General features: G+C 65.1%; 18 protein-coding genes. 14 read left to right on the plus strand and 4 right to left on the minus strand.

The window, feature by feature from the left end; translation table 11 throughout:
- Positions 1-332: 332 nt before the first annotated feature.
- From NZL82_RS10745 to lptG, 10 genes are all read left to right on the plus strand, one after another.
- The gene (locus NZL82_RS10745; protein WP_261269750.1) at positions 333-806 is read left to right on the plus strand and encodes a TadE/TadG family type IV pilus assembly protein; all 474 of its coding nucleotides are present in this window, start codon (positions 333-335) and stop codon (positions 804-806) included.
- Positions 803-2,422 carry a TadG family pilus assembly protein gene (locus NZL82_RS10750; protein ID WP_261269751.1) on the plus strand — a complete coding sequence of 540 codons (1,620 nt, stop codon included), beginning with the start codon at positions 803-805 and terminating at the stop codon, positions 2,420-2,422. Before NZL82_RS10745 ends, NZL82_RS10750 begins: the two co-directional genes overlap by 4 nt.
- A gap of 60 nt (positions 2,423-2,482) precedes the next feature.
- A complete protein-coding gene (gene obgE / locus NZL82_RS10755) occupies positions 2,483-3,529 on the plus strand; it encodes a GTPase ObgE (protein ID WP_261269752.1) in 1,047 nt (348 codons plus the stop codon).
- A 7-nt stretch (positions 3,530-3,536) separates the two neighbouring features.
- Positions 3,537-4,637, plus strand: a complete 1,101-nt coding sequence (gene proB / locus NZL82_RS10760; RefSeq protein WP_261269753.1) for a glutamate 5-kinase — start codon at positions 3,537-3,539, stop codon at positions 4,635-4,637.
- The gene (locus NZL82_RS10765; protein ID WP_261269818.1) at positions 4,637-5,530 is read left to right on the plus strand and encodes an SDR family oxidoreductase; all 894 of its coding nucleotides are present in this window, start codon (positions 4,637-4,639) and stop codon (positions 5,528-5,530) included. Before proB ends, NZL82_RS10765 begins: the two co-directional genes overlap by 1 nt.
- 67 nt (positions 5,531-5,597) lie before the next feature.
- Positions 5,598-5,843: an acyl carrier protein gene (locus NZL82_RS10770; protein WP_058718202.1), complete on the plus strand. Its 246-nt coding sequence runs from the start codon at positions 5,598-5,600 to the stop codon at positions 5,841-5,843.
- A gap of 29 nt (positions 5,844-5,872) precedes the next feature.
- Positions 5,873-7,135, plus strand: coding sequence for a serine palmitoyltransferase (gene spt / locus NZL82_RS10775; protein ID WP_261269754.1), 1,263 nt, complete (start codon positions 5,873-5,875; stop codon positions 7,133-7,135).
- A 115-nt stretch (positions 7,136-7,250) separates the two neighbouring features.
- The gene (locus NZL82_RS10780) at positions 7,251-9,110 is read left to right on the plus strand and encodes an ATP-binding protein (protein WP_405051368.1); all 1,860 of its coding nucleotides are present in this window, start codon (positions 7,251-7,253) and stop codon (positions 9,108-9,110) included.
- Positions 9,111-9,249: 139 nt separating this feature from the next.
- A complete protein-coding gene (lptF, locus tag NZL82_RS10785) occupies positions 9,250-10,449 on the plus strand; it encodes an LPS export ABC transporter permease LptF (RefSeq protein ID WP_261269756.1) in 1,200 nt (399 codons plus the stop codon).
- Complete coding sequence (gene lptG, locus NZL82_RS10790) at positions 10,446-11,543, plus strand: LPS export ABC transporter permease LptG (RefSeq protein ID WP_261269757.1); 1,098 nt, start codon at positions 10,446-10,448, stop codon at positions 11,541-11,543. Before lptF ends, lptG begins: the two co-directional genes overlap by 4 nt.
- A 191-nt stretch (positions 11,544-11,734) precedes the next feature.
- On the opposite strand, the gene NZL82_RS10795 is transcribed toward lptG, so the two are convergent.
- Positions 11,735-12,829, minus strand: coding sequence for a fatty acid desaturase (locus NZL82_RS10795; RefSeq protein WP_261269758.1), 1,095 nt, complete (start codon positions 12,827-12,829; stop codon positions 11,735-11,737).
- Between the two features lie 134 nt (positions 12,830-12,963).
- Here NZL82_RS10795 and NZL82_RS10800 point away from each other — a divergent pair, with 134 nt between their 5' ends.
- On the plus strand, positions 12,964-14,115 hold the full coding sequence (locus tag NZL82_RS10800; protein WP_261269759.1) for an N-acetyltransferase: 1,152 nt from the start codon (positions 12,964-12,966) through the stop codon (positions 14,113-14,115).
- Positions 14,116-14,166: 51 nt separating this feature from the next.
- On the opposite strand, the gene NZL82_RS10805 is transcribed toward NZL82_RS10800, so the two are convergent.
- Together NZL82_RS10805 and NZL82_RS10810 are read right to left on the minus strand one after the other, a co-directional pair.
- A complete protein-coding gene (locus tag NZL82_RS10805) occupies positions 14,167-14,418 on the minus strand; it encodes a hypothetical protein (protein ID WP_261269760.1) in 252 nt (83 codons plus the stop codon).
- A 36-nt stretch (positions 14,419-14,454) separates the two neighbouring features.
- Positions 14,455-14,715 carry a hypothetical protein gene (locus NZL82_RS10810; RefSeq protein ID WP_261269761.1) on the minus strand — a complete coding sequence of 87 codons (261 nt, stop codon included), beginning with the start codon at positions 14,713-14,715 and terminating at the stop codon, positions 14,455-14,457.
- Between the two features lie 538 nt (positions 14,716-15,253).
- On the opposite strand from NZL82_RS10810, the gene NZL82_RS10815 reads away from it, so the two are divergent.
- Both NZL82_RS10815 and NZL82_RS10820 read left to right on the plus strand, forming a co-directional pair.
- Complete coding sequence (locus NZL82_RS10815) at positions 15,254-15,907, plus strand: class I SAM-dependent methyltransferase (protein ID WP_261269762.1); 654 nt, start codon at positions 15,254-15,256, stop codon at positions 15,905-15,907.
- Positions 15,904-16,527: a hypothetical protein gene (locus NZL82_RS10820; protein WP_261269763.1), complete on the plus strand. Its 624-nt coding sequence runs from the start codon at positions 15,904-15,906 to the stop codon at positions 16,525-16,527. The genes NZL82_RS10815 and NZL82_RS10820 overlap by 4 nt, the downstream gene beginning before the upstream one ends.
- A gap of 158 nt (positions 16,528-16,685) precedes the next feature.
- Here NZL82_RS10820 and NZL82_RS10825 read toward each other — a convergent pair whose 3' ends face one another.
- The gene (locus NZL82_RS10825) at positions 16,686-18,362 is read right to left on the minus strand and encodes an aminotransferase class III-fold pyridoxal phosphate-dependent enzyme (RefSeq protein WP_261269764.1); all 1,677 of its coding nucleotides are present in this window, start codon (positions 18,360-18,362) and stop codon (positions 16,686-16,688) included.
- 38 nt (positions 18,363-18,400) lie between these two features.
- On the opposite strand from NZL82_RS10825, the gene asd reads away from it, so the two are divergent.
- Positions 18,401-19,261, plus strand: coding sequence for an archaetidylserine decarboxylase (gene asd, locus NZL82_RS10830; protein WP_261269765.1), 861 nt, complete (start codon positions 18,401-18,403; stop codon positions 19,259-19,261).

Genomic DNA, 19,261 nt, shown 5'->3' on the forward strand with positions numbered 1-19,261 from the left:
AAGATTGGCGCCGTTCCGGCATTCCGGTTCGCCCTGCCAGTTTCGGCTGATGGCAGACCCGTCGAGGCGATAAAAATCGATCATTGATCCATGCGAATCACCGTGCCGGTTTGGCAAGGGTGATGGCCGATCTATTTTCAGTTCAACGATTATACGGCTGGTTTATTACCATTCTGGACACAAAACTTTTTGCGCGTCCACATTTCCAGCCAAAATGGCCATGAATATTGCCTAGACAAGCATAATTTGGAGCGTGGGTTCGATCTTAATCCTTTTGCAAGCAATTTCAGCAGGACTGGTGTTCGCAGGCAGTCAATCGCCGGAGAACATCGATGGTCGGGCTCATGGGAGCGAGAACGGATATCGACGCGCGCCACGTCACGGGATCAAGGGGCCCGGGTGTGCGAATCGTACGCAGTCAGCGCGGCGTCGCTGCGGTGGAAATGGCGCTGGTGCTGCCAGTGCTGTTATCGGTCCTGTTGGGAATTGTCAGCGTCGGCGACTATTTCCTGACCGCTCATCTTGTCCAGCAATCGGCAAGCGATGCGGCCCGCGCGGCTTTGGCGGGATTGGACGCCCCCGAACGCAGGACGATCGCGATCGCCACCGCCCAGCGCATGCTCAATTCGACGGGCGTGTTACGCGCCGATCGCGGACGAATCGAAACAATCGAGAAGGACAATATCCTGACCGTTTCGATCCAGTACGACGCGTCGGCTGACCCTTTGCTCAACTTGCCATTCGTTCCCGCGCTTAGCCGCAAAATGACCGCGACCAGTGCGGCGTTGGTCGGCGGCCTGTCATGATCAACGCGCTCAGGCATAATCGGCAAGGCAGCGTCAGCATTCTGACCGCCTTGGCAGGGGTGATGATCATCGGCGGCGCGGCCTTTGGTATCGATATCGGCATGATGACCCTGTCGCAGCGCCAGCTTCAGGGCGTCGCCGACCAGGCCGCGATGGCCGCCATGGCCTCTAGCCCCAACCGCCGCGCGCAAGCCGTTGGACAGATACTGGCCGCCAATGGCGTCAGCGATGCGTCGAGCACCATGACCTTGGGCACCTATCGCGCCGACCCAGCCGTTGCGCCCGAAGCGCGCTTTGCCGCAGGCGCGGATGGAGACGCGATCCGCGTTACATTACGACGTCCGGTTCCGTTGGTCTTCGGCCGAATCCTGACCGGCACCGCCTCGAAGCCGGTCGCGGCGAGCGCGATCGCCCGGCGAATGGATTATGCCGCCTTTTCGCTCGGCAGCCGGTTGGTCAATGTCGAAGGGGGGCTGCCCGGCGCCTTGCTCAACGGGCTGGCCGGCACCGATCTGTCTCTCTCCCTCTTCGATTATCAAGCGCTCGTCGGAGCAAAGATCGATTTGCTGAAGGCGATCCCGCTGCTGGGCACCCGCATCGGCCTGACGGGGGCGAGCTTCGACACCATATTGGCGGCGGATGTCACCTTGCCCGTTCTGCTGACGGCGATGGCGGATACGACGGGCGATGCGGGAGCGGCGGCTGTGCTCCGACGCATCGCGCTGCGCGTGCCTGGGTCCAAGGTGCCGCTTACCCGTTTGATCGACTTGGGACCGCTGGGCACCCTCACCAAGGCCCACTCACGCGACTCTGTCTGGGTGGATGTCTATGAGATGCTGCGCGAATCACTGTCGGTCTCCAATGGACGCCGACAAGTGGCACTCGATCTCGGCGGATCCATCCCCGGACTGGCCTCGACGAAGGTGATGCTGTCGATCGGCGAGCGCCCCGTCACCACACCCTGGCTCGCCGTCGCGCGGGACGGAACGATGACCGTTCGAACGGCGCAGCAGCGGATGTTGCTGGAAACCCAGATCGGCACACCCCTGCTAGCTTCCGTGCAACTGCCGATCTTCGTCGAAACCGCAGCGGCACAGGCGCGGCTGAACAGCGTCACCTGTTCGGGGACGACGCCATCGGTGACCATCGATACGCTTCCCTCGCCCGGCACGCTCGCCATCGCGCAGATCGATCGTGCCCGTTTCGACGACATGCAGCAGTCGCCGATCGCAGGGCCCGCCACGCTGCTCCAGGTACCGCTCGCGCGCGTGACGGGCCAGGCACAGGTCAATCTTGCCAGCGACTCCGCTTGGCAACGGGTCAGCTTTGCCGGCACGGATATCGCCAACGGCACGGTCAAGAGCGTTACCGCCAATTCGGCCGTCCGCGGAATCGCCAGTTCGCTGATCAATCGGGTCGATCTGCGGCTTGAGCCCTTGGGCTTCGGCGTGGGATTGAATGGGCTGACCGGGATCGTCGGTGCCGCGCTGACGCCTGTCGCGCCGGCGCTCGACACGCTGATCGGCAATCTGACCGATTTGATGGGATTGCATGTCGGACAGGCGGATATCACGGTGGATGGCGCACGGTGCGGCGCGGCGGCGCTGGTAGCCTGATCGCACCCGCAGACAAGGCCGGGCTGGCCTCTTGCGTCCTTGCGAGGTAAGAGCGCGACCATGCATTTCCTTGACCAGGCCAAGATCTTCGTCCGCTCCGGCGCGGGCGGCCCCGGCGCCGTTTCCTTCCGTCGTGAAAAATACATCGAATATGGCGGTCCCGACGGCGGCAATGGCGGCAAGGGCGGCGACATCATCTTCGAGGCGGTCGCGGGGCTGAACACCCTGATCGACTTCCGCTACACCCAGCATTTCCGGGCTCCGCGCGGCCATGGCGGATCGGGGTCGAACCGCACCGGCGGCGGCGGCGATGATCTGATCATCAAGGTGCCGGTCGGTACGCAGGTCCTGTCCGAGGACAAGGAAGAGGTGCTGATCGACTTCACCAAGGTCGGCCAGCGCGAGGTGTTCCTGCGTGGCGGCGATGGCGGACGCGGCAATGCCAGCTACAAGACCTCGACCAACCGCACCCCGCGCCAGCACGGCACCGGCTGGCCGCACGAGGAGGCGTGGGTCTGGCTGCGGCTGAAGCTGCTCGCCGATGCGGGTCTGGTGGGCCTGCCCAATGCCGGCAAGTCGACCTTCATCAACGCGGTGACCAATGCGCAGGCAAAGGTCGGTGCCTATGCCTTCACCACCACCCGGCCGCAGCTGGGCGTGGTGCGCCATCACCAGCGCGAGTTCGTCGTGGCCGACATCCCCGGCCTGATCGAGGGCGCGGCGGACGGCGCCGGGATCGGCGACCGGTTCCTGGGGCATATCGAGCGGTGCCGCGTCCTCCTGCATCTGGTCGACGCCAATGACGAGGATGTGGCCGAAAGCTATCGCATCGTCCGGGACGAGCTGGAGGCCTATGGTGCCGGCCTCATCGAAAAGCCGCACATCATTGCGCTGAACAAGATCGACACGCTCGACGACGAGCTGATCGAAGCACTGTCCGCCGAACTGGCCGAGGCGAGCGGCGCGGACGTCATCCCGCTATCGGGTGCGGCGGGAACGGGCGTCGACTGGGTGCTCGACAAGCTGCTGGAGGCGATCGGACCGGGGCCGGATGCGGTGCCCGCGAATGACGAGGGCGAGGACGAGATCACATGGTCGCCGCTCTGATCGCAGCATGATCTTCCCCCCCGCCACCTTTTCGCGGCTGATCGTCAAGGTCGGTTCCGCCCTTCTCGTCTCGCCCGAAGGCGAAGTGCGCCGCGACTGGCTGACCGGCCTGGTCGCCGACATCGCCGCGCGGGTCCGCGAGGGGCAGCAGATCGCGATCGTCTCTTCCGGGGCGATCGCACTCGGTGCCCGCCGCCTCGGCCTGCCCAAGGGCGGGCGCGCCAGCCTGGAGGATGCGCAGGCGGCCGCCGCGACCGGGCAGATCGCGCTGAGCCAATGTTGGGCCGAGCTGCTCCATGCCCAGGGGCTGACCGCCGCGCAGATGCTGGTGACGCTGGACGATCTGGAGGATCGCCGTCGCTATCTGAACGCCGCCGCGACGCTCGGGCGCTTGATGGGACTGGGCGTGGTGCCGGTCATCAACGAGAATGACAGCGTCGCGACCGAGGAAATCCGCTTCGGCGACAACGACCGGCTGGCGGCACGAGTGGGTCAGGCGGCGGGCGCGAACGGCGTACTGCTGCTGTCCGACGTGGACGGATTGTACGATAGCAACCCGCACACCAATCCGCAGGCGCGCCATATCGAACGGGTCGATCGGATCGACGCGGTCAGCGGCATGGCCGATGGCGGCTCCGCCTCGGGGATGGGTTCGGGTGGCATGGTGTCGAAGATCGCCGCCGCGCGCATCGCGGTCAGCGCGGGTGCGCATCTTGCCATCGCTTCGGGGCGGATCGACCATCCGCTGTCGACACCGGCGCGCCACACTTTGTTCGTCGCGGAAAGAAGCGCCCCCGCCCGCAAGGCGTGGCTGGCGGGCGGCCTGACTGCGCGGGGCGCGATCAGCGTCGATGCGGGCGCGGCCAAGGCGCTGGCCGAGGGCGGCAGCCTGCTCGCCGCCGGAGCCACCGCCGTTCAGGGCCATTTCGCGCGCGGCGACCTCGTCACCGTCGAGGGGCCGAACGGCACCATCGCACGGGGCCTCAGCGAATATGACTCGACCGAGGCCCGCGCGCTGATCGGCACGCGGTCCGACGAGCAGGCCGCGATACTGGGCCATGCGCCGCGCGCCGCGCTGATCCATCGCAACCATCTGGCCCTGCTGTGATCGTCGCGGTGACGGGAGCGACCGGCTTTGTCGGTCGCGCGGTGGTGGACCGTGCCGCCGGTTCCGGGCTGAGCCTGCGTGCGCTGACCCGGCGGGCCCAGCCGTCGCGCGCCGGGATCACCTGGATCGCGGGTGCGCTCGACAAGCCGGAGAGTCTTGCCACGCTGGTCGAGGGCGCGGACGCGGTGCTGCATATCGCAGGCGTGGTGAATGCACCCGATCGCGAGGGTTTCGCCGCGGGCAATGTCGATGGCACCCGCGCGATGGTCGAGGCGACGAAGGCTGCGGGCATCAAGCGCTTCGTCCATGTCTCCTCGCTGTCCGCCCGCGAGCCCGAACTGTCCATCTATGGCTGGTCCAAGCGGCAGGCCGAGAATGAGGTGACGGAAAGCGGACTCGATTGGACGATCGTGCGGCCGAGCGGCATCTATGGCCCGCACGATACCGAGTGGCTGGACGTATTCCGCACCGCCCGGCTGGGGCTGTCCTTCATGCCGCCGCCGGGCAAGCTCTCGCTGATCGCCGTCGAGGATTTCGCCCGCCTGTTGACCATATTGGTCGCCACCGATGGCCCGCGCGCCGCGCTGGAGGTGGACGACGGGCAGGTGCTGACCCATGCCGAACTGGCCTCCGCCATGGGTGCGGCGGTGGGGCGGCGCGTGATGACGCTCCACCTGCCCAAGGGCCTCTTGAATCTGGGCGCGAGGATCGATCGAAAGCTGCGCGGGCCGGGTGCCAAGCTGACCGCCGACCGCGTCGGTTATCTCTGCCATCCCGACTGGACCGCCGATCCCGCCAAGCGCCCTTCCCCCGAGCTTTGGCAACCCGCAATCGCGCTCTCCAAGGGGCTGGCCGACACGGCGCGGTGGTATCGCGCCAACGGCTTGCTATAGCAGCACGATACACGCGGTCGAAAAGCCGCCGCATTTGGGTGCCACTGGCCCCTTTGAAAGGATCATCATGAGCGACCGCCAAGCCATTTTCGACACCGTCGCGGCCCAGATCGCCCCCTTCAACAAGAAGGGCGTGGCACTGACCGAGGCGACGACCTTCCAGGGCGACCTGGAGTGGGACAGCCTGACCGTGATGGATTTCGTCGCCGCGATCGAGGACGAGTTCGACATCATCATCACGATGAACATGCAGGCAGAGATCGAGAATGTCGGTCAGCTCGTCGACGCGGTCGAAAAGCTGAAGCAAGCCTGACCCCTACAGCGCCCGAGACGGACCCTCCCATGACCGAAGCCGCCGCCCAGTCCCATGCCCTTCCCGCCGACGCGCCCGAAATCGCGCCGGAACGCGACCTGCTCTCCAAGTTCGACGGCCTGATCGCCGAGCGGCAGAAGCTGCTCGACTCGGGCGTCACCGATCCCTTCGCGATCGTGATGGAACAGGTGAAGTCTCCCACCGAGGCGGTGATTCGGGGCAAGGACACGATCCTGCTCGGCACCTATAATTATATGGGCATGACCTTCGACGCGGATGTGATCGCGGCGGGCAAGACGGCACTGGAGCAGTTCGGTTCTGGCACGAACGGCAGCCGGATGCTCAACGGCACCTTCCATGACCATATGGAAGTCGAACAGGCCCTGCGCGATTTCTACGGCACGACCGGCGCGATCGTCTTTTCGACCGGTTACATGGCGAATCTGGGCATCATTTCGACGCTGGCGGGCAAGGGTGAATATGTCATCCTCGACGCAGACAGCCATGCCTCGATCTATGACGGCTGCCAGCAGGGCAATGCCGAGATCGTCCGCTTCCGCCACAATTCGGTCGAGGATCTCGACAAGCGGCTCGGCCGGCTTCCGAAGGAACCCGCCAAGCTGGTCGTGCTGGAGGGCGTCTATTCGATGCTGGGCGACATCGCCCCGCTGAAGGAGATGGTCGCCGTCGCCAAGAAGCATGGCGCGATGGTGCTGGTCGATGAGGCGCATTCGATGGGCTTTTTCGGCCCCAACGGGCGCGGCGTGTACGAGGCGCAAGGGCTGGAAGGCCAGGTCGATTTCGTCGTCGGCACCTTCTCCAAATCGGTCGGCACGGTCGGCGGCTTCGTCGTGTCCAACCATCCGAAGTTCGAGGCGGTGCGCCTGGCCTGCCGCCCCTATATCTTTACCGCCTCGCTGCCCCCCTCGGTGGTGGCGACCGCGACGACCTCAATCCGCAAGCTGATGACCGCGCATGAGAAGCGCGAGCGGCTCTGGTCGAACGCGCGCGCATTGCACGGCGGCTTGAAGGAAATGGGATTCAAGCTGGGCACCGAAAACTGCGACAGCGCGATCGTCGCGGTGATCCTGGACGATCAGGAACAGGCCGTCATCATGTGGCAGGCGCTGCTCGACGGCGGCCTTTACGTCAACATGGCGCGGCCGCCCGCGACTCCGGCGGGCACCTTCCTGCTGCGCTGCTCCATCTGCGCCGAGCATACGCCCGAACAGATCGAGACGGTGCTGGGCATGTTCCGCACGGCGGGCCAGGCGGTCGGCGTCATCGCCTGATCGCCCCATCGCGCGCGGCTTTGCATTATCCGGCGGCTGGGATAGCGTGAACGCCGTGATCGAGCAGGACAATCTCGGAGGGGTCGGCCGCTGGTGGACCTTTGCGCTGATCGCGATGGCGTTGGCCGGTGCGGTGACGCTGGCCATGCTGATCGTAACGATGGGCAACGCCAATCGCGAGCGCGACCAGGCGTTGGAGCGTCAGCGGCACAGCTATGAGGTGATGATCCTGGCCCGCACGCTGGCGGGGACGATCGCACGGTCCGAAGCGTCGCTGGGTCGCTATGTCATCTCGGGCGACAGCAAGCTGGGCCAGCTTTACGTCGACGAATGGAATCTGGCGCGCGCGCAACTTGAACGGCTGGACGTGCTGATCGAGGAGACGCACCAGCAGAAGCGCGTCGAGCAGCTTCGCAAGGCTTATGAGGCGCGGGGCGACGAATTGTCGTTGATCGCACTTTCGACCACCTATCACCGCAACCGGCAGGCCTATGGCCTTTATTACCAGGCGCGACAGGCCGACGCGCTGTTGCAGATCAACCGCCTGCTCACCGCACTGATCGAGGGGGAGCGCGTTCTGCTGGATCAGCGGAGCACGGCGGCGCAGGAAACGGTGCTCCACGCCAACCGGATCGCCGGGGGGCTGGTGATCTTCGGGATTGCGCTGGCGTTGGGGGCGATGCTGCTCGGCTGGCTGATGTTCCGCACTGTGGGCGAGCGGGCGGAGGCCCGCGCCGAGGCTTGGACCGAACGCGCCCGCGCCGAGGAACTCGCTGCCGCCGTCGATGCCGCGACCGAGGAACTGAAGGTGCAGGAAGCCAAGCTGCGCCAGGTGCAGAAGATGGACGCGCTGGGCCAGCTGACCGGCGGGATCGCGCATGATTTCAACAATATGCTGGCGGTCGTGCTGGGTGGATTGGAACTGGCACGCCGGGCCGAGGGGCGCGAGTCGGTGATCCGCCACCTCGAAAGCGCGACCGAGGGCGCGCATCGCGCCGCCGCGCTGACCCGCCGCCTGCTGATGTTCAGCCGTGAAGAGGCATTGACCCCTGAATGGCTCGCCCCGCGCCAGTTGGTGAGCGGCATGCGCGACCTGCTCGACCGCACGCTGGGCGATGGGGTGAAGGTGACGGTCGAGGACACCACCACCGGCTGGACGATGTTCGGCGACCGGGTGCAGGTCGAAAACGCCATCCTCAATCTGGCGGTCAATGCACGCGATGCGATGGACGGGCGGGGCGAACTGACCATCCGCACCGCAGAGGTCCGGGTGGACGCCGATGCCCTGCCGCGGGCGGGGACGGGCGACTATGTCGTCCTGTCGGTGACCGACACCGGCGCGGGCATGACCCCCGAAGTGGCCGAGCGCGTCTTCGAGCCCTTTTTTACCACCAAGCCGGCGGGCAAGGGAACCGGCCTGGGGCTCAGCCAGATTTTCGGGCTGGTCGGCCAGATGGGGGGCGACGTCGCCATCCGCACGGCGCCGGGGGCCGGAACCACGGTCAGCCTCTATCTTCCTCGCCATTTCGAGACACACGCCCCCAAAGCGGAAGAAGCGCCCGCCGCCCTTCCCGAGGTGCCGGCGCTGGAAGGCTTGCGGATGCTGGTGGTGGAGGACGATCCGCGCGTGCTCGCCGCGACGATGGGGGCGCTGCGCGAACTCGGCCATGATCCGGTCGCCTGTGGCGACCCGCGCGAGGCGGAAGAGCTGCTCGCCCGACATCCGGGCATTCGCCTGATCGTGTCGGATGTGCTGATGCCGCATATGACCGGTCCGGAAATGATCGCCGCCCTCCGCCCCGCCCATCCCGGCATCGCGGTGCTGTTCGTCACCGGCTTTGCGGGCGAGACGCAGGCCACCGGGTTCGAGGGGCATGAGGTGTTGCGCAAGCCCTTCACGCTGGCCGGACTGGAGCGCGCTTTGGCGGCGGCGTTGAAGCGGGTGGCGTCGGGGCCTGTCTCGGCGGCGGCTTGAAGCGGCAGTTCGGGCGAAGGCCATGGGCGTTGCGCGGAAAACCCAAAGCCCAAAGGAGGGGGTGACGCGCCCCGCCCCGCCCCGTATAGCCATGGCCGTTTTATCGCGCGAGTGATGTTCCCCGCATGAAGTCCCCCGCATGAAGTCGATCGATCGCTACATGGCCCGGCTGATCGCGTTGCCCTTGTTCGCGACGCTGCTCATCTCGGCGATGCTGCTGGTGCTCGATCGCATCCGCCGCCTGTTCGAATTCGTCGCGACCGAGGGCGGGCCGATCAGCGTGGTGTGGCGGATGCTCGCCAACCTCCTGCCCGAATATCTGGGGCTGGGCATTCCGATCGGGTTGATGCTGGGCATATTGCTCGCCTTTCGCCGCCTCGCCACCTCGTCCGAACTGGACGTGATGCGCGGCGTCGGCATGAGCTATACCCGGCTGCTGCGCGTCCCCTATATGTACGCCATCATATTGGCGGCCCTCAACCTCGCCATCGTCGGCTATATCCAGCCGATCGCGCGCTATTATTATGAAGGGCTGCGCTACGAGTTGCGCACCGGGGCGCTGGGGGCGTCGATCAAGGTCGGCGAATTCACCCATCTGGGCGACCGCATGACGCTGCGCATCGAAGAAAGCCGCGACAATGGCCGCGACCTGTCGGGCATCTTCGTCCACGCCAACACGTCCAAGGGCGACTGGATCGGCGTGACCGCGGAGCGCGGGCGCTTCCTGGCGACCGACGATCCCAATGTCATCATCTTCCGCCTGACCAACGGCACGCTGATCCACAACCGGCCGGAATTCCGTGCGCCGCGCGTCCTGACCTTCTCCAGCCATGACCTGCCGATCGACCTGCCCAAGTTCGACAATTTCCGGCAGCGCGGCGGCCGCGACCTGGAATTCACGCTGCCCGAACTCGCGCGGCACGGCCAAGAGGCGCAGAGTGCGGAGGCGCGTGCGGGAAGCCGTGCCGAATTCCACTTCCGCGTGGTGGAAGTGGTGACGATGTTCCTGTTGCCGCTGCTCGCGGTCTCGTTGGGCATCCCGCCCAAGCGATCGACTTCGGCGCTGGGCGTGTTCCTGTCGATCGTCATGCTCGTCACCTATTTCAAGGTGAATCAATATGCCGCCGACATCGGCGCACTGGGGCGGGTGAATCCCGCGCTCGCCTTGTGGGGGCCGTTCACGGTCTTCGCGGGACTCGTTCTCTGGATGTATTATGTCACTGCCTATGTGCCGGGCGGCCAGCCGATCGGCGCGCTGGAGCGTGGCGTGGCGAAGCTGGCCAAGGCCATAGGCCGCTGGCTGCCGGGCCGTCGCCGCAAGAAGGGGCAGACGGCATGAGCCTGTCCAACATCTTCCCGTCGCGGACGATCGCCATCTACATGGCGAAGATGTTCCTGATCCGCACCTTCGCCATTCTGTTCGCGGTGGCGCTGGTGCTCCAGACGCTTGACGTGCTGAGCGAGTCCGGCGCGGTGCTGGCCGCGCCCGGCAACGGGCAGGCGCAGGTATGGCGCTATGTCTCGCTGCGCGCGCCGCAGATCATATCCTTCCTGCTGCCCTTCTCGGTGCTGCTGGGTACGATCCTGACCTTCTTCACGATGAACCAGAATTCGGAGGTCATCGCGCTGAAGGCAGCGGGCATGTCGGCGCATCAGGTGCTGGCGCCGCTGCTGGTCGCCAGCGCGGGCGTCGCGGTGCTGAGCTTCGCGTTCAACGACCGGATCGTCCCGCGCGCCACCGCGACGCTGAGCGCCTGGCAGAAGGTCGAATATGGACCGCTGCCCATCGATAGCGGCGACCGGGCCAATGTCTGGGTACGCGACGGCGACGACCTGATTTCGGTCGACCTGATCCAGGGGCGCGGCGACAGGACGCAATTGGGCGGCGTGACGCTTTACGATCGCAGCGGCGGCAATTTGCGGGCGATCGTCCGCGCGCCGCGGGGACAGCGGGACGGAGCCGGCTGGCGGATCGGCCCGGCCACCCGGTTCGAGGTGGCGTCGGGCAAGCTGACCAATATTCCCTCGCTGGTCATCGGCCAGGGCGTGACGCCCGAGCAACTGACCCTGGCCAGCGTCAACGCCGACAGCCTATCCTTCGGCGCCTTGTCTGGCGCGATCGATGATCTGCGCGAGGCGGGCCGTCCGACCAAGTCGCTGGAGGGTTCGCTCTGGCACAAGCTGTCCGCGCCGATGTCGGCGGTGCTGATGCCGCTGCTGGGCGCGGTCGCCGCCTTCGGCATCGCGCGGTCGGGCAAGCTGTTCGTTCGCGCCGTGATCGGGATGGCGCTGGGCTTCGCCTATTTCGTGGCGGACAATTTCTCGATGGCGATGGGCGATCTGGGGGCTTATCCGCCCTTCCTCGCGGCCTGGGCGCCGATCCTGCTCTTCTTCCTGATCGGTGAGGCGGTGCTGTTTCGCACTGAGGAATAAGGCGGGCCCCGCCCGTCCTGCCTCCTACCTCCGTTCGCGCTGCGCGAAATCGAAGCGCACAGGCCATTATGGCGGCCTGCGTGCGGCTTCCTTGGGCTTTCGCCTTCGCTCAGGCTGAACAGGCAGCAGGGCCGATCGTCACGCCGGACGAAGTCGAGGCGCGTGCCCCGCCTTCGTCCGATGCAGGGAAATCACTTCCCCCGACGAAGGGTGCTCATGCCGATCTTGGCAACCAGCCCCGGCAGCCCGCTATAGCTCGCCTTGTGATAAGGCGAATCCGGGGTCAGCGCCGCGCTGATCCGGCGATGTGCCTCGCCTAGCGCATGATAGGGCAGCGACGGCAGCAGATGGTGCAGCGCGTGATAGCGCAGGCCCACGGGCGCCCACAGCCCCGGCAACAGAGCCGGGGGCGGCACATTGACCGAGTCGAGATATTGCGCGGTCACCGTCATCTGCTCGCCCTCATTCTCCCACAAATGGGCGACGAGCGTGCGGACCTGGTTCAGCACCGCGACCGCCGAACCGATGGCGAATCCGATCGCGAAGCCGCGCAGCGAAATGATGCCGACCGCCACCATCACGACCAGAGCCACCGCCCAGATCGAGGCGGCCGCATCGGTGCGGTTGAAACGCACCAGCGCTTCGCCCTCGGGCATGCGACGGCGGAACTGCGGGTTGATCGCCAGCGCCGAATAACGCTCGACCACCATCTTGCGCAGCCCCGGAACCACCCAAGACAAAGGCGACAGGATCGCAAAGCGGATCAGCAGCCCCAGCGGCGCCAGTGCCGACACCAGGATGAAGACCGGCAGCGTCCACGGCTTCATCAGCGCGAGCGGCAGATATTCGGGATCGTCGACCGTGCCATAGCGGGTCTTCGCATGGTGAAGGTTATGCACCCCCTCATACATAAAGGCGGGGGTCAGCAGCGGCACACCGACCAGCGCGTTCCAGCCCTCGCGGAAACGCGGCAGCGCCGAATGCTTCATATGGCTGACTTCGTGGATGAACAGCAGCGCGCGATAGAGAGCCAGCACCGCGACCACCGACGCGACGACGATCACTCCGGTCGAGGATGCCGTCACCGCCACGGCCAGTGCGGCATAGCCGAGCAGCGCACTGCCCGCCATGTCGGCCCAATAGAGGCGCGGATTTGGCGCGATCAGGTCGCGCGTCAGTTCGGCGGCGGCGCGCAGCATTGCCTTGTCGTCCGCGATCGGCAGGCGCGCACCGGGCATGGTGCCGGCGGCCGAGGCGCCGCGCTCGAAAGAAAGGGTCGATTCCATGGGCATATCCTTTGCCCCCATATAGTGGCGACACGGTGGCATTCCCACGGCGGGCGATGACGATATCCTCACTCGCTATGATCGACCAAGCCGGTTAGGTACGAGGGCGAAATCATACGCTGGACCGATCCCACATGACCCTTTCCATCCGCCCCATAGCGTCCAAGCGCGACCGCAAGACCTTTGTGGACTTCCCGTTCGGCCTCTACGCGGACGATCCGCATTGGGTGCCGCCGCTCAAGGGCGAAGCGCTGGGGCTGATCACGCCGGAAAAGAATGGCTGGTACAGCCATGCCAAGGCGCAGCTTTTCCTGGCGGAAGAGAATGGCAAGGTGGTCGGGCGCATTTCGGCACATCTCGATATGCTGGCGCTGGAGATGGACGTGTCCAAGGGGTTCGGACCGGGCACGGGTTTCTGGGGACTGATGGATGCGACGCGCGAGGAGGTGTTCCGCGCGCTGCTGTCGGCGGCCGAGGGGTGGCTGCGCGAACAGGGCATGACACGCGCGATCGGTCCGGTGTCGCAATCGGTGTGGGAGGAGCCGGGCCTGCTGGTCCAGGGGTTCGACCAGGACCCGACGATCATGATGGGCCATGCCCGGCCGGAATATCAGGGCTGGATCGAGGCGGCGGGTTATACCACCATCAAGCAGCTCTTCACCTATGAGCTGGACATCACGCAGGAATTCCCGCCGATCGTCCAGCGGATCATCAAGTCGGGCGAGAAGAACGAGCGCATCCGCGTGCGCGAGGTGAACAAGGCCAAGTTCGAGGAGGAGGCCGCGATCATCCTCAGCATCCTGAACGACGCATGGTCGGACAATTGGGGCTTCATCCCGCTCACGCCGCCGGAAATCAAGGACGTTGGCGTCAAGCTGAAGCCGATCGTGTTCAACGACCTGATCCGCATCGCCGAACTGGACGGCAAGCCGGTGGCGTTCATGATCACGCTTCCCGACCTCAACGAGGCGATCAAGCCGCTCAAGGGCAGCCTGCTCCCCTTCGGCTGGGCCAGGCTGCTGCTGTGGCTGCGCGCGCCCAAGGTACGGACGATGCGCGTGCCGTTGATGGGGGTGGTGAAGGAGCTTCAATCGTCGCGCATGGCGAGCCAGCTGGCCTTCATGATGATCGAATATATCCGCCGCGCCTCGGTCACCAAATATGGCGCGTCGCGGGGTGAGATCGGCTGGATCCTCGACGACAATCAGGGGATGCGCTCGATCGCCGAGACCATCAAGAGCGACGTGAACAAGACCTATAACATCTACGCCCGCGATCTGGGCTGACATGCGCGGGGCGGGGCCATGCGACAGCGGTGGCCCCTACCCCCTTTTCGATCACTTCTTGCGGCCGATATAGTTGAGCGGATCGACGCCGTTCCACAGCCACTGTTTGCGCGTCTTGCAGACCTTGCCACGCATGATGTGATCTTCCTCGACATTCAGGAAGCAATAGCGGGGCGGCTTGACCGGAGCGGAGGCGCTGGGCAGCGCGGAGGCTTCGATCGGGGTGGCCGCTGGCTTGGCGACCTCATCGCGCGGCGACGGAGCGGACAGGGAAGCAGCGGCGGCGAGCAGTGCGAACAACATCGTGATTCTCCAACGAGCGGTGTGTCTGAGGGGGGATCAGCGGCGCGCGATGCGGCCGGTGGGAACTTGGCCTTCGGTGGCGATCCACTCGTCCGCCGTGCGGCAGACCTTGAGGCGGATGCGCGATCCGGTCGGCGTATCGTAAATGCAAAAACGGGTATCGGCCGGGAAAGTGGACGCTGCGGAGCCCCCCGACGTCATGGCGGCCGTACTTGGCGCGGCGACCGTCGGTGCGATCGGCTCCCGGCCCGACGCGGCGGTGGACAGGGTCGATGCGATCAGCAGTGTCAGCAACATGGTAGTAACTCCCTGAATGCCGGATCACCCCGGCATGTGAGTTACTGCATTAGTTGTGCCATACACTGAAAAAGCCGGATTTCAGCCACTTAGCTGATTCCCACATAGGACGATCCGCCAAGCTGTAGTGTTTTTCGCCAAGTGATCCGGGAAATTTTGCTACGCTGCGCCGTCGAGGCCATACACGTCGCCGCGCTGGGCGCTCAAGCTTTTCGCGTAAGCAGATAAATCGCGGGGTAGTAGGATGGGCAAGTTGCATCGCCCTATCTTACTACATATTACAAATAGATATCCCCACGCTCCCGTCATTTCTAAGCCGAGCATAAATCATCCTCCCTATATTTATCATAAGGACGAGAATCGACAGCTTGATAGCTAAATGCAAATTGCGACATATCCGTGCATATAGGATGACATATTCGTTGCGTTATTGAGAAATCTCGTAGGCGACACGGCTCCTGTCGTGAAATTGTCACGGGTCGCTGCGAACAGGGATGGGATCGCCGCACTACGGGATGCCCATTCGATGGCAACGCAGATGAGTACCGCCAGCGTCACCAAGGCCTATGATCGCTGGTCACCAGTTTACGACCTGGTCTTCGGCCCCGTCTTCAGGAAAGGCCGCTCCGCCGCGATCGTCGCCGCCGAGCGGATCGGCGGGCGGATCATCGAGGTCGGCGTCGGCACCGGCATTTCCCTGCCCCAATATTCCCGCGACAACCGCATCGTCGGTGTCGATTTGTCCGAGCCCATGCTCGACAAGGCACGCGAACGGGTGAAGCGCGGCAACCTGGCCCATGTCGAACAGATTGCTTACGGCGATGCCGAGGCGCTGCAATTCGCCGACAACAGCTTCGACGTGGTGGTCGCGCAATATGTTATCACCGCGGTCCCCAATCCGGAACGCGCGCTCGACGAATTCGCTCGCATCTGCCGCCCCGGCGGCGAGATCGTCATCACGACGCGGGTAGGCGCGGGCGATGGGCTTCGCGGTCGCATCGAAAAGACGCTGATGCCGATCACCAGTCGCCTGGGCTTCCGCACCGATTTCCCGTTCCACCGCTATACCGACTGGGCGGCAACGCGCGGCGACGTGGAACTGGTCGAAAGCCGCCCGCTGCCCCCGCTCGGCCATTTCTCGCTGGTCCGCTTCGCCAAGCGTCAGCCTTCCCTCCAAGGACATGTCCAATGACGGGTTTTCGCACGCAGCTCGCCGAACAGCGGTGGGACGATCATCGTTATTATCATCACAGCCTGGTCAATCAGAGCCTGCACTTCGTCAGCGCCTGCACCTTCCTGACCGCCTATGTCCTCTTGTTCATCGACCCGGCGGTCGCCAGCCTATTGGCCTGGGGCGTGGCGATGACCAGCCGCCAGGCCGGACATTTCTTCTTCGAGCCCAAGGGCTATGACCATGTGAACAAGGCGACGCATGAGCATAAGGAAGAGATCAAGGTCGGCTACAACCTGGCGCGCAAATATGTGCTGATGGGCATCTGGGGCGCGATCCCGCTGGTGCTGCTGGTCCAGCCGACCCTGTTCGGGACGCTGGAATATCCGGACGGCTTCATGGGCTATTTGCGCCATGTCGGCATCGGCTGGCTGGGCCTGGGCGTCAGCGCGATCATCGTGCGGGTCATGCAACTCTGGGTCGCCCGCGATCTGGAAACGGGCCTCGTCTGGGCGACCAAGATCGTCACCGACCCGTTCAACGACTTCAAGATGTACAAGAGCGCACCGCGCCGCCTGATGAAGGGCGAGCGGATGGATCATCACGATGTCGATGATTTCGAGGATTTGAGGGCGGCGTAAGCCTACTTCGGAACTACGTTTTCAAAGGGGGGGGCGCCCAGCCCCCACCCCTTGCCCAACCCTCTCCCCGATGGGGAGAGGGCTTTTGCCTTTCCTACTCCCTCTCCCCCCAGGGAGAGGGTTGGGGTGAGGGACTGGGGCTGGGCGAACGTTATCCATCACTCCCCCCGCCCCATCCGCACCGCCAGCGACTCCTTTAAAATCCGCCGCCGGATCGCCTTGTTCGCCAGTTTGAGGTCGGTTGGCGCGTCCGGAGAGGTCCACCACCAGCCATCGTCACGCATCTGTTGTCCTGCTGCAACGAAGCGGTCGCAAATCTCGGCAAACAGGGTGTCGTCGATGTCGAGGCTGAAGATCAGCCGCCCGGTCCCGACCCAGCTCAACGCCAGTCCTTCCGCCCGGAGATAATATTGCAGCATCCAGTTATAGGGCGAGGCGACCGCATAGAGGATGGTCCAGATCGTCTGGACATGCGCGACCGACAAAGGAAGCCCCGCCGCCGCCATCGCTGCGTTGAACATCGCGGCCCGCGCATTCCATCGCGCGTCCAGCCCGTCATAGAGCGCGGCGATCTCGGGCGTCTCCAGCCGCCGAAGAAAGGCGTTCATCGCGCCCATGACCATGGGGTGCGAATTGAACGTGCCGCGCGCGAAGCAGATGTCGACGGGACGATCCTCGCGCCAGCGCTTCATCAGATCGGCCGGGCCGCAGAGCACACCGACCGGCAACCCGCCGCCCAGCGTCTTGCCATAGGTGATGAGGTCGGGCCTCACCCCGAAATATTCGGGCATCCCGCCTTTCGCCAGGCGGAAGCCCATGAACACCTCGTCGAAGATCAGGACGATACCGTTCGCCCGGCACACATCGGCCAGCCGGTGCAGCCATTCGCGATAGGCGGCCATGTCCGCCCCCGCCTTGCGACCGCCATCGACCAGTTGCCCGTCGGACGGGGCCGAGCCATTGGGGTGCATCGCCTGGAGCGGATTGACCAGCACACAGGCGATGTCCTTGCGCGTGGCGAGGACCTTCAGCGTCCGCTCCGACATGTCGGCCAGCGTCAGCGTGCGGTCGGCGGGCATGGGATTGCCGATGCCCGGCTGAACATCGCCCCACCAGCCATGATAGGCCCCGGCGAACCGCACCAGGCGCGGACGGCGTGTGTGATAGCGCGCCAGCCGGACCGCCTGCATCACCGCCTCGGTGCCCGACATATGGAAGGACACCTCGTCCATCCCCGACAATTCGGTCAGGCGGCGGACATTGTCGGCGACCACCGGGTGAAAGGACCCCAGCACCCCGCCCAGATCGGCGACCATCGCCGCCCCTTCGGCCATGGTCTGTTTGTAGAAGTCGTTCCCGAACAGATTGACGCCATAGGAGCCGGTCAGGTCGATCAGCCGGTTGTCGTCCAGATCGACCAGGATCGGCCCCTCCGACCGCTGGTAGAAGGCGCCGGTCGCGAGCGTCGTGCGGACCTTTTCGCGAAACTGGAACGGCACGCGGTAAGCGCCGGTGAATTGCAGGTCGGACAGACCGGGCCGAGTCTCGCGGGTCAGCGCGAGCGTCTGCGCGAATCGAGTCGCAAAGATGTCGCCCAGCCGCTCGAACCCCGCGCGACGTTGCCCGGCCACCGCATCGGGAGCGCCATCGACCCGAAAGAAGCGATCCTCGCCATAGCTATAGAACGGAATCTGCCCGGCAATCCGCTTGGCCATGCGGACATGGCCGCCCAGCCCGGGATGCTTGGCGCGCGACAGGGTCAGGCGGCGATGCCCTTTGGTCAGGGCGACTGCACCGGCGGAAACGGCCAGCAGGCCAGTGAGAATCGGGTTCATGCGGTCTTTGACCGCGTACCCATGACGGAGGCATGACAATGCGCGGACCCATCATGCGGTTCTTCCTGAACGAGGACATCAATTTCCTCGTCACCAATCGCCTGCCCCGCCGCTTCGCCACGCAATTGGTCGGCCGAATCGCGCGGATCGAGCATCCGCTGGTGGCGAAGCCCAGCCTGGCGCTGTGGAAATTCTTTGCAGGCGTCGACCTGTCGGATGCGCGGACGAGGCGGTTCAAATCGTTGCGCGACGGCTTCGTCCGCCCTTTACGCGACGGCGCGCGCGCGTTCGATACCGATCCCGACACACTCGCCTCGCCTTGCGATGCGTTGGTCGGCGCGCATGGCCGGATCGAGGACGATCGACTCTATCAGATCAAGGGCTTTCCCTATCGCCTGGGCGATCTGGTTCCCGACCCCGAACTGGTCGAGCGGTTCCGCGACGGCTCGTTCGTCACGCTGCGGCTGACCGCGGGCATGTATCACCGCTTCCATGCCCCGACCGACATGGCGGTGGAGGGGGTGACCTATCTCTCCGGCGACTGCTGGAACGTGAACCCGATCGCGCTCAAGCGGGTGGAACGGCTTTTCTGCCGCAACGAACGCGCGGTGATCGAGGCGCGAACGCTGGTCTCGGGGCGGCCGCTGCTGATCGTCCCGGTCGCCGCGATCCTGGTGGCGAGCATCCGCCTCCATTGCCTGGATACCGAACGCAGCCTGCGCGAACATGGCCCGGGCCGCCGCCCCTGCGCCGCGCGGATCGGCAAGGGTGAGGAGATGGGCTGGTTCGAACATGGTTCGACCATCATCCTGTTCCTGCCCCCGGACATGCGGCTGGCGGACACTCTGGTCGAGGGACAAGCGATCCGCGCAGGCACGGTGATCGGGCGAACGGCCTGA

Origin of the sequence: Sphingomonas sp. LC-1, assembly GCF_025371035.1 — a bacterium.
Taxonomy (GTDB): Bacteria; Pseudomonadota; Alphaproteobacteria; order Sphingomonadales; family Sphingomonadaceae; genus Sphingomonas; species Sphingomonas sanguinis_E.

What these genes read in the sequence shown, in the direction of transcription:
- NZL82_RS10815 (WP_261269762.1), top strand. Translation starts at nt 15,254, where the DNA reads ATGAGTACCGCCAGCGTCACCAAGGCCTATGATCGCTGGTCACCAGTT.
- NZL82_RS10780 (WP_405051368.1), top strand. Translation starts at nt 7,251, where the DNA reads ATGGCGTTGGCCGGTGCGGTGACGCTGGCCATGCTGATCGTAACGATG.
- lptG (WP_261269757.1), top strand. Translation starts at nt 10,446, where the DNA reads ATGAGCCTGTCCAACATCTTCCCGTCGCGGACGATCGCCATCTACATG.
- NZL82_RS10795 (WP_261269758.1), bottom strand. Translation starts at nt 12,829, where the DNA reads ATGGAATCGACCCTTTCTTTCGAGCGCGGCGCCTCGGCCGCCGGCACC.
- NZL82_RS10805 (WP_261269760.1), bottom strand. Translation starts at nt 14,418, where the DNA reads ATGTTGTTCGCACTGCTCGCCGCCGCTGCTTCCCTGTCCGCTCCGTCG.
- proB (WP_261269753.1), top strand. Translation starts at nt 3,537, where the DNA reads ATGATCTTCCCCCCCGCCACCTTTTCGCGGCTGATCGTCAAGGTCGGT.
- NZL82_RS10825 (WP_261269764.1), bottom strand. Translation starts at nt 18,362, where the DNA reads ATGAACCCGATTCTCACTGGCCTGCTGGCCGTTTCCGCCGGTGCAGTC.
- NZL82_RS10810 (WP_261269761.1), bottom strand. Translation starts at nt 14,715, where the DNA reads ATGTTGCTGACACTGCTGATCGCATCGACCCTGTCCACCGCCGCGTCG.
- asd (WP_261269765.1), top strand. Translation starts at nt 18,401, where the DNA reads ATGCGCGGACCCATCATGCGGTTCTTCCTGAACGAGGACATCAATTTC.
- lptF (WP_261269756.1), top strand. Translation starts at nt 9,250, where the DNA reads ATGAAGTCGATCGATCGCTACATGGCCCGGCTGATCGCGTTGCCCTTG.
- obgE (WP_261269752.1), top strand. Translation starts at nt 2,483, where the DNA reads ATGCATTTCCTTGACCAGGCCAAGATCTTCGTCCGCTCCGGCGCGGGC.
- NZL82_RS10820 (WP_261269763.1), top strand. Translation starts at nt 15,904, where the DNA reads ATGACGGGTTTTCGCACGCAGCTCGCCGAACAGCGGTGGGACGATCAT.
- NZL82_RS10800 (WP_261269759.1), top strand. Translation starts at nt 12,964, where the DNA reads ATGACCCTTTCCATCCGCCCCATAGCGTCCAAGCGCGACCGCAAGACC.
- spt (WP_261269754.1), top strand. Translation starts at nt 5,873, where the DNA reads ATGACCGAAGCCGCCGCCCAGTCCCATGCCCTTCCCGCCGACGCGCCC.
- NZL82_RS10770 (WP_058718202.1), top strand. Translation starts at nt 5,598, where the DNA reads ATGAGCGACCGCCAAGCCATTTTCGACACCGTCGCGGCCCAGATCGCC.
- NZL82_RS10750 (WP_261269751.1), top strand. Translation starts at nt 803, where the DNA reads ATGATCAACGCGCTCAGGCATAATCGGCAAGGCAGCGTCAGCATTCTG.
- NZL82_RS10745 (WP_261269750.1), top strand. Translation starts at nt 333, where the DNA reads ATGGTCGGGCTCATGGGAGCGAGAACGGATATCGACGCGCGCCACGTC.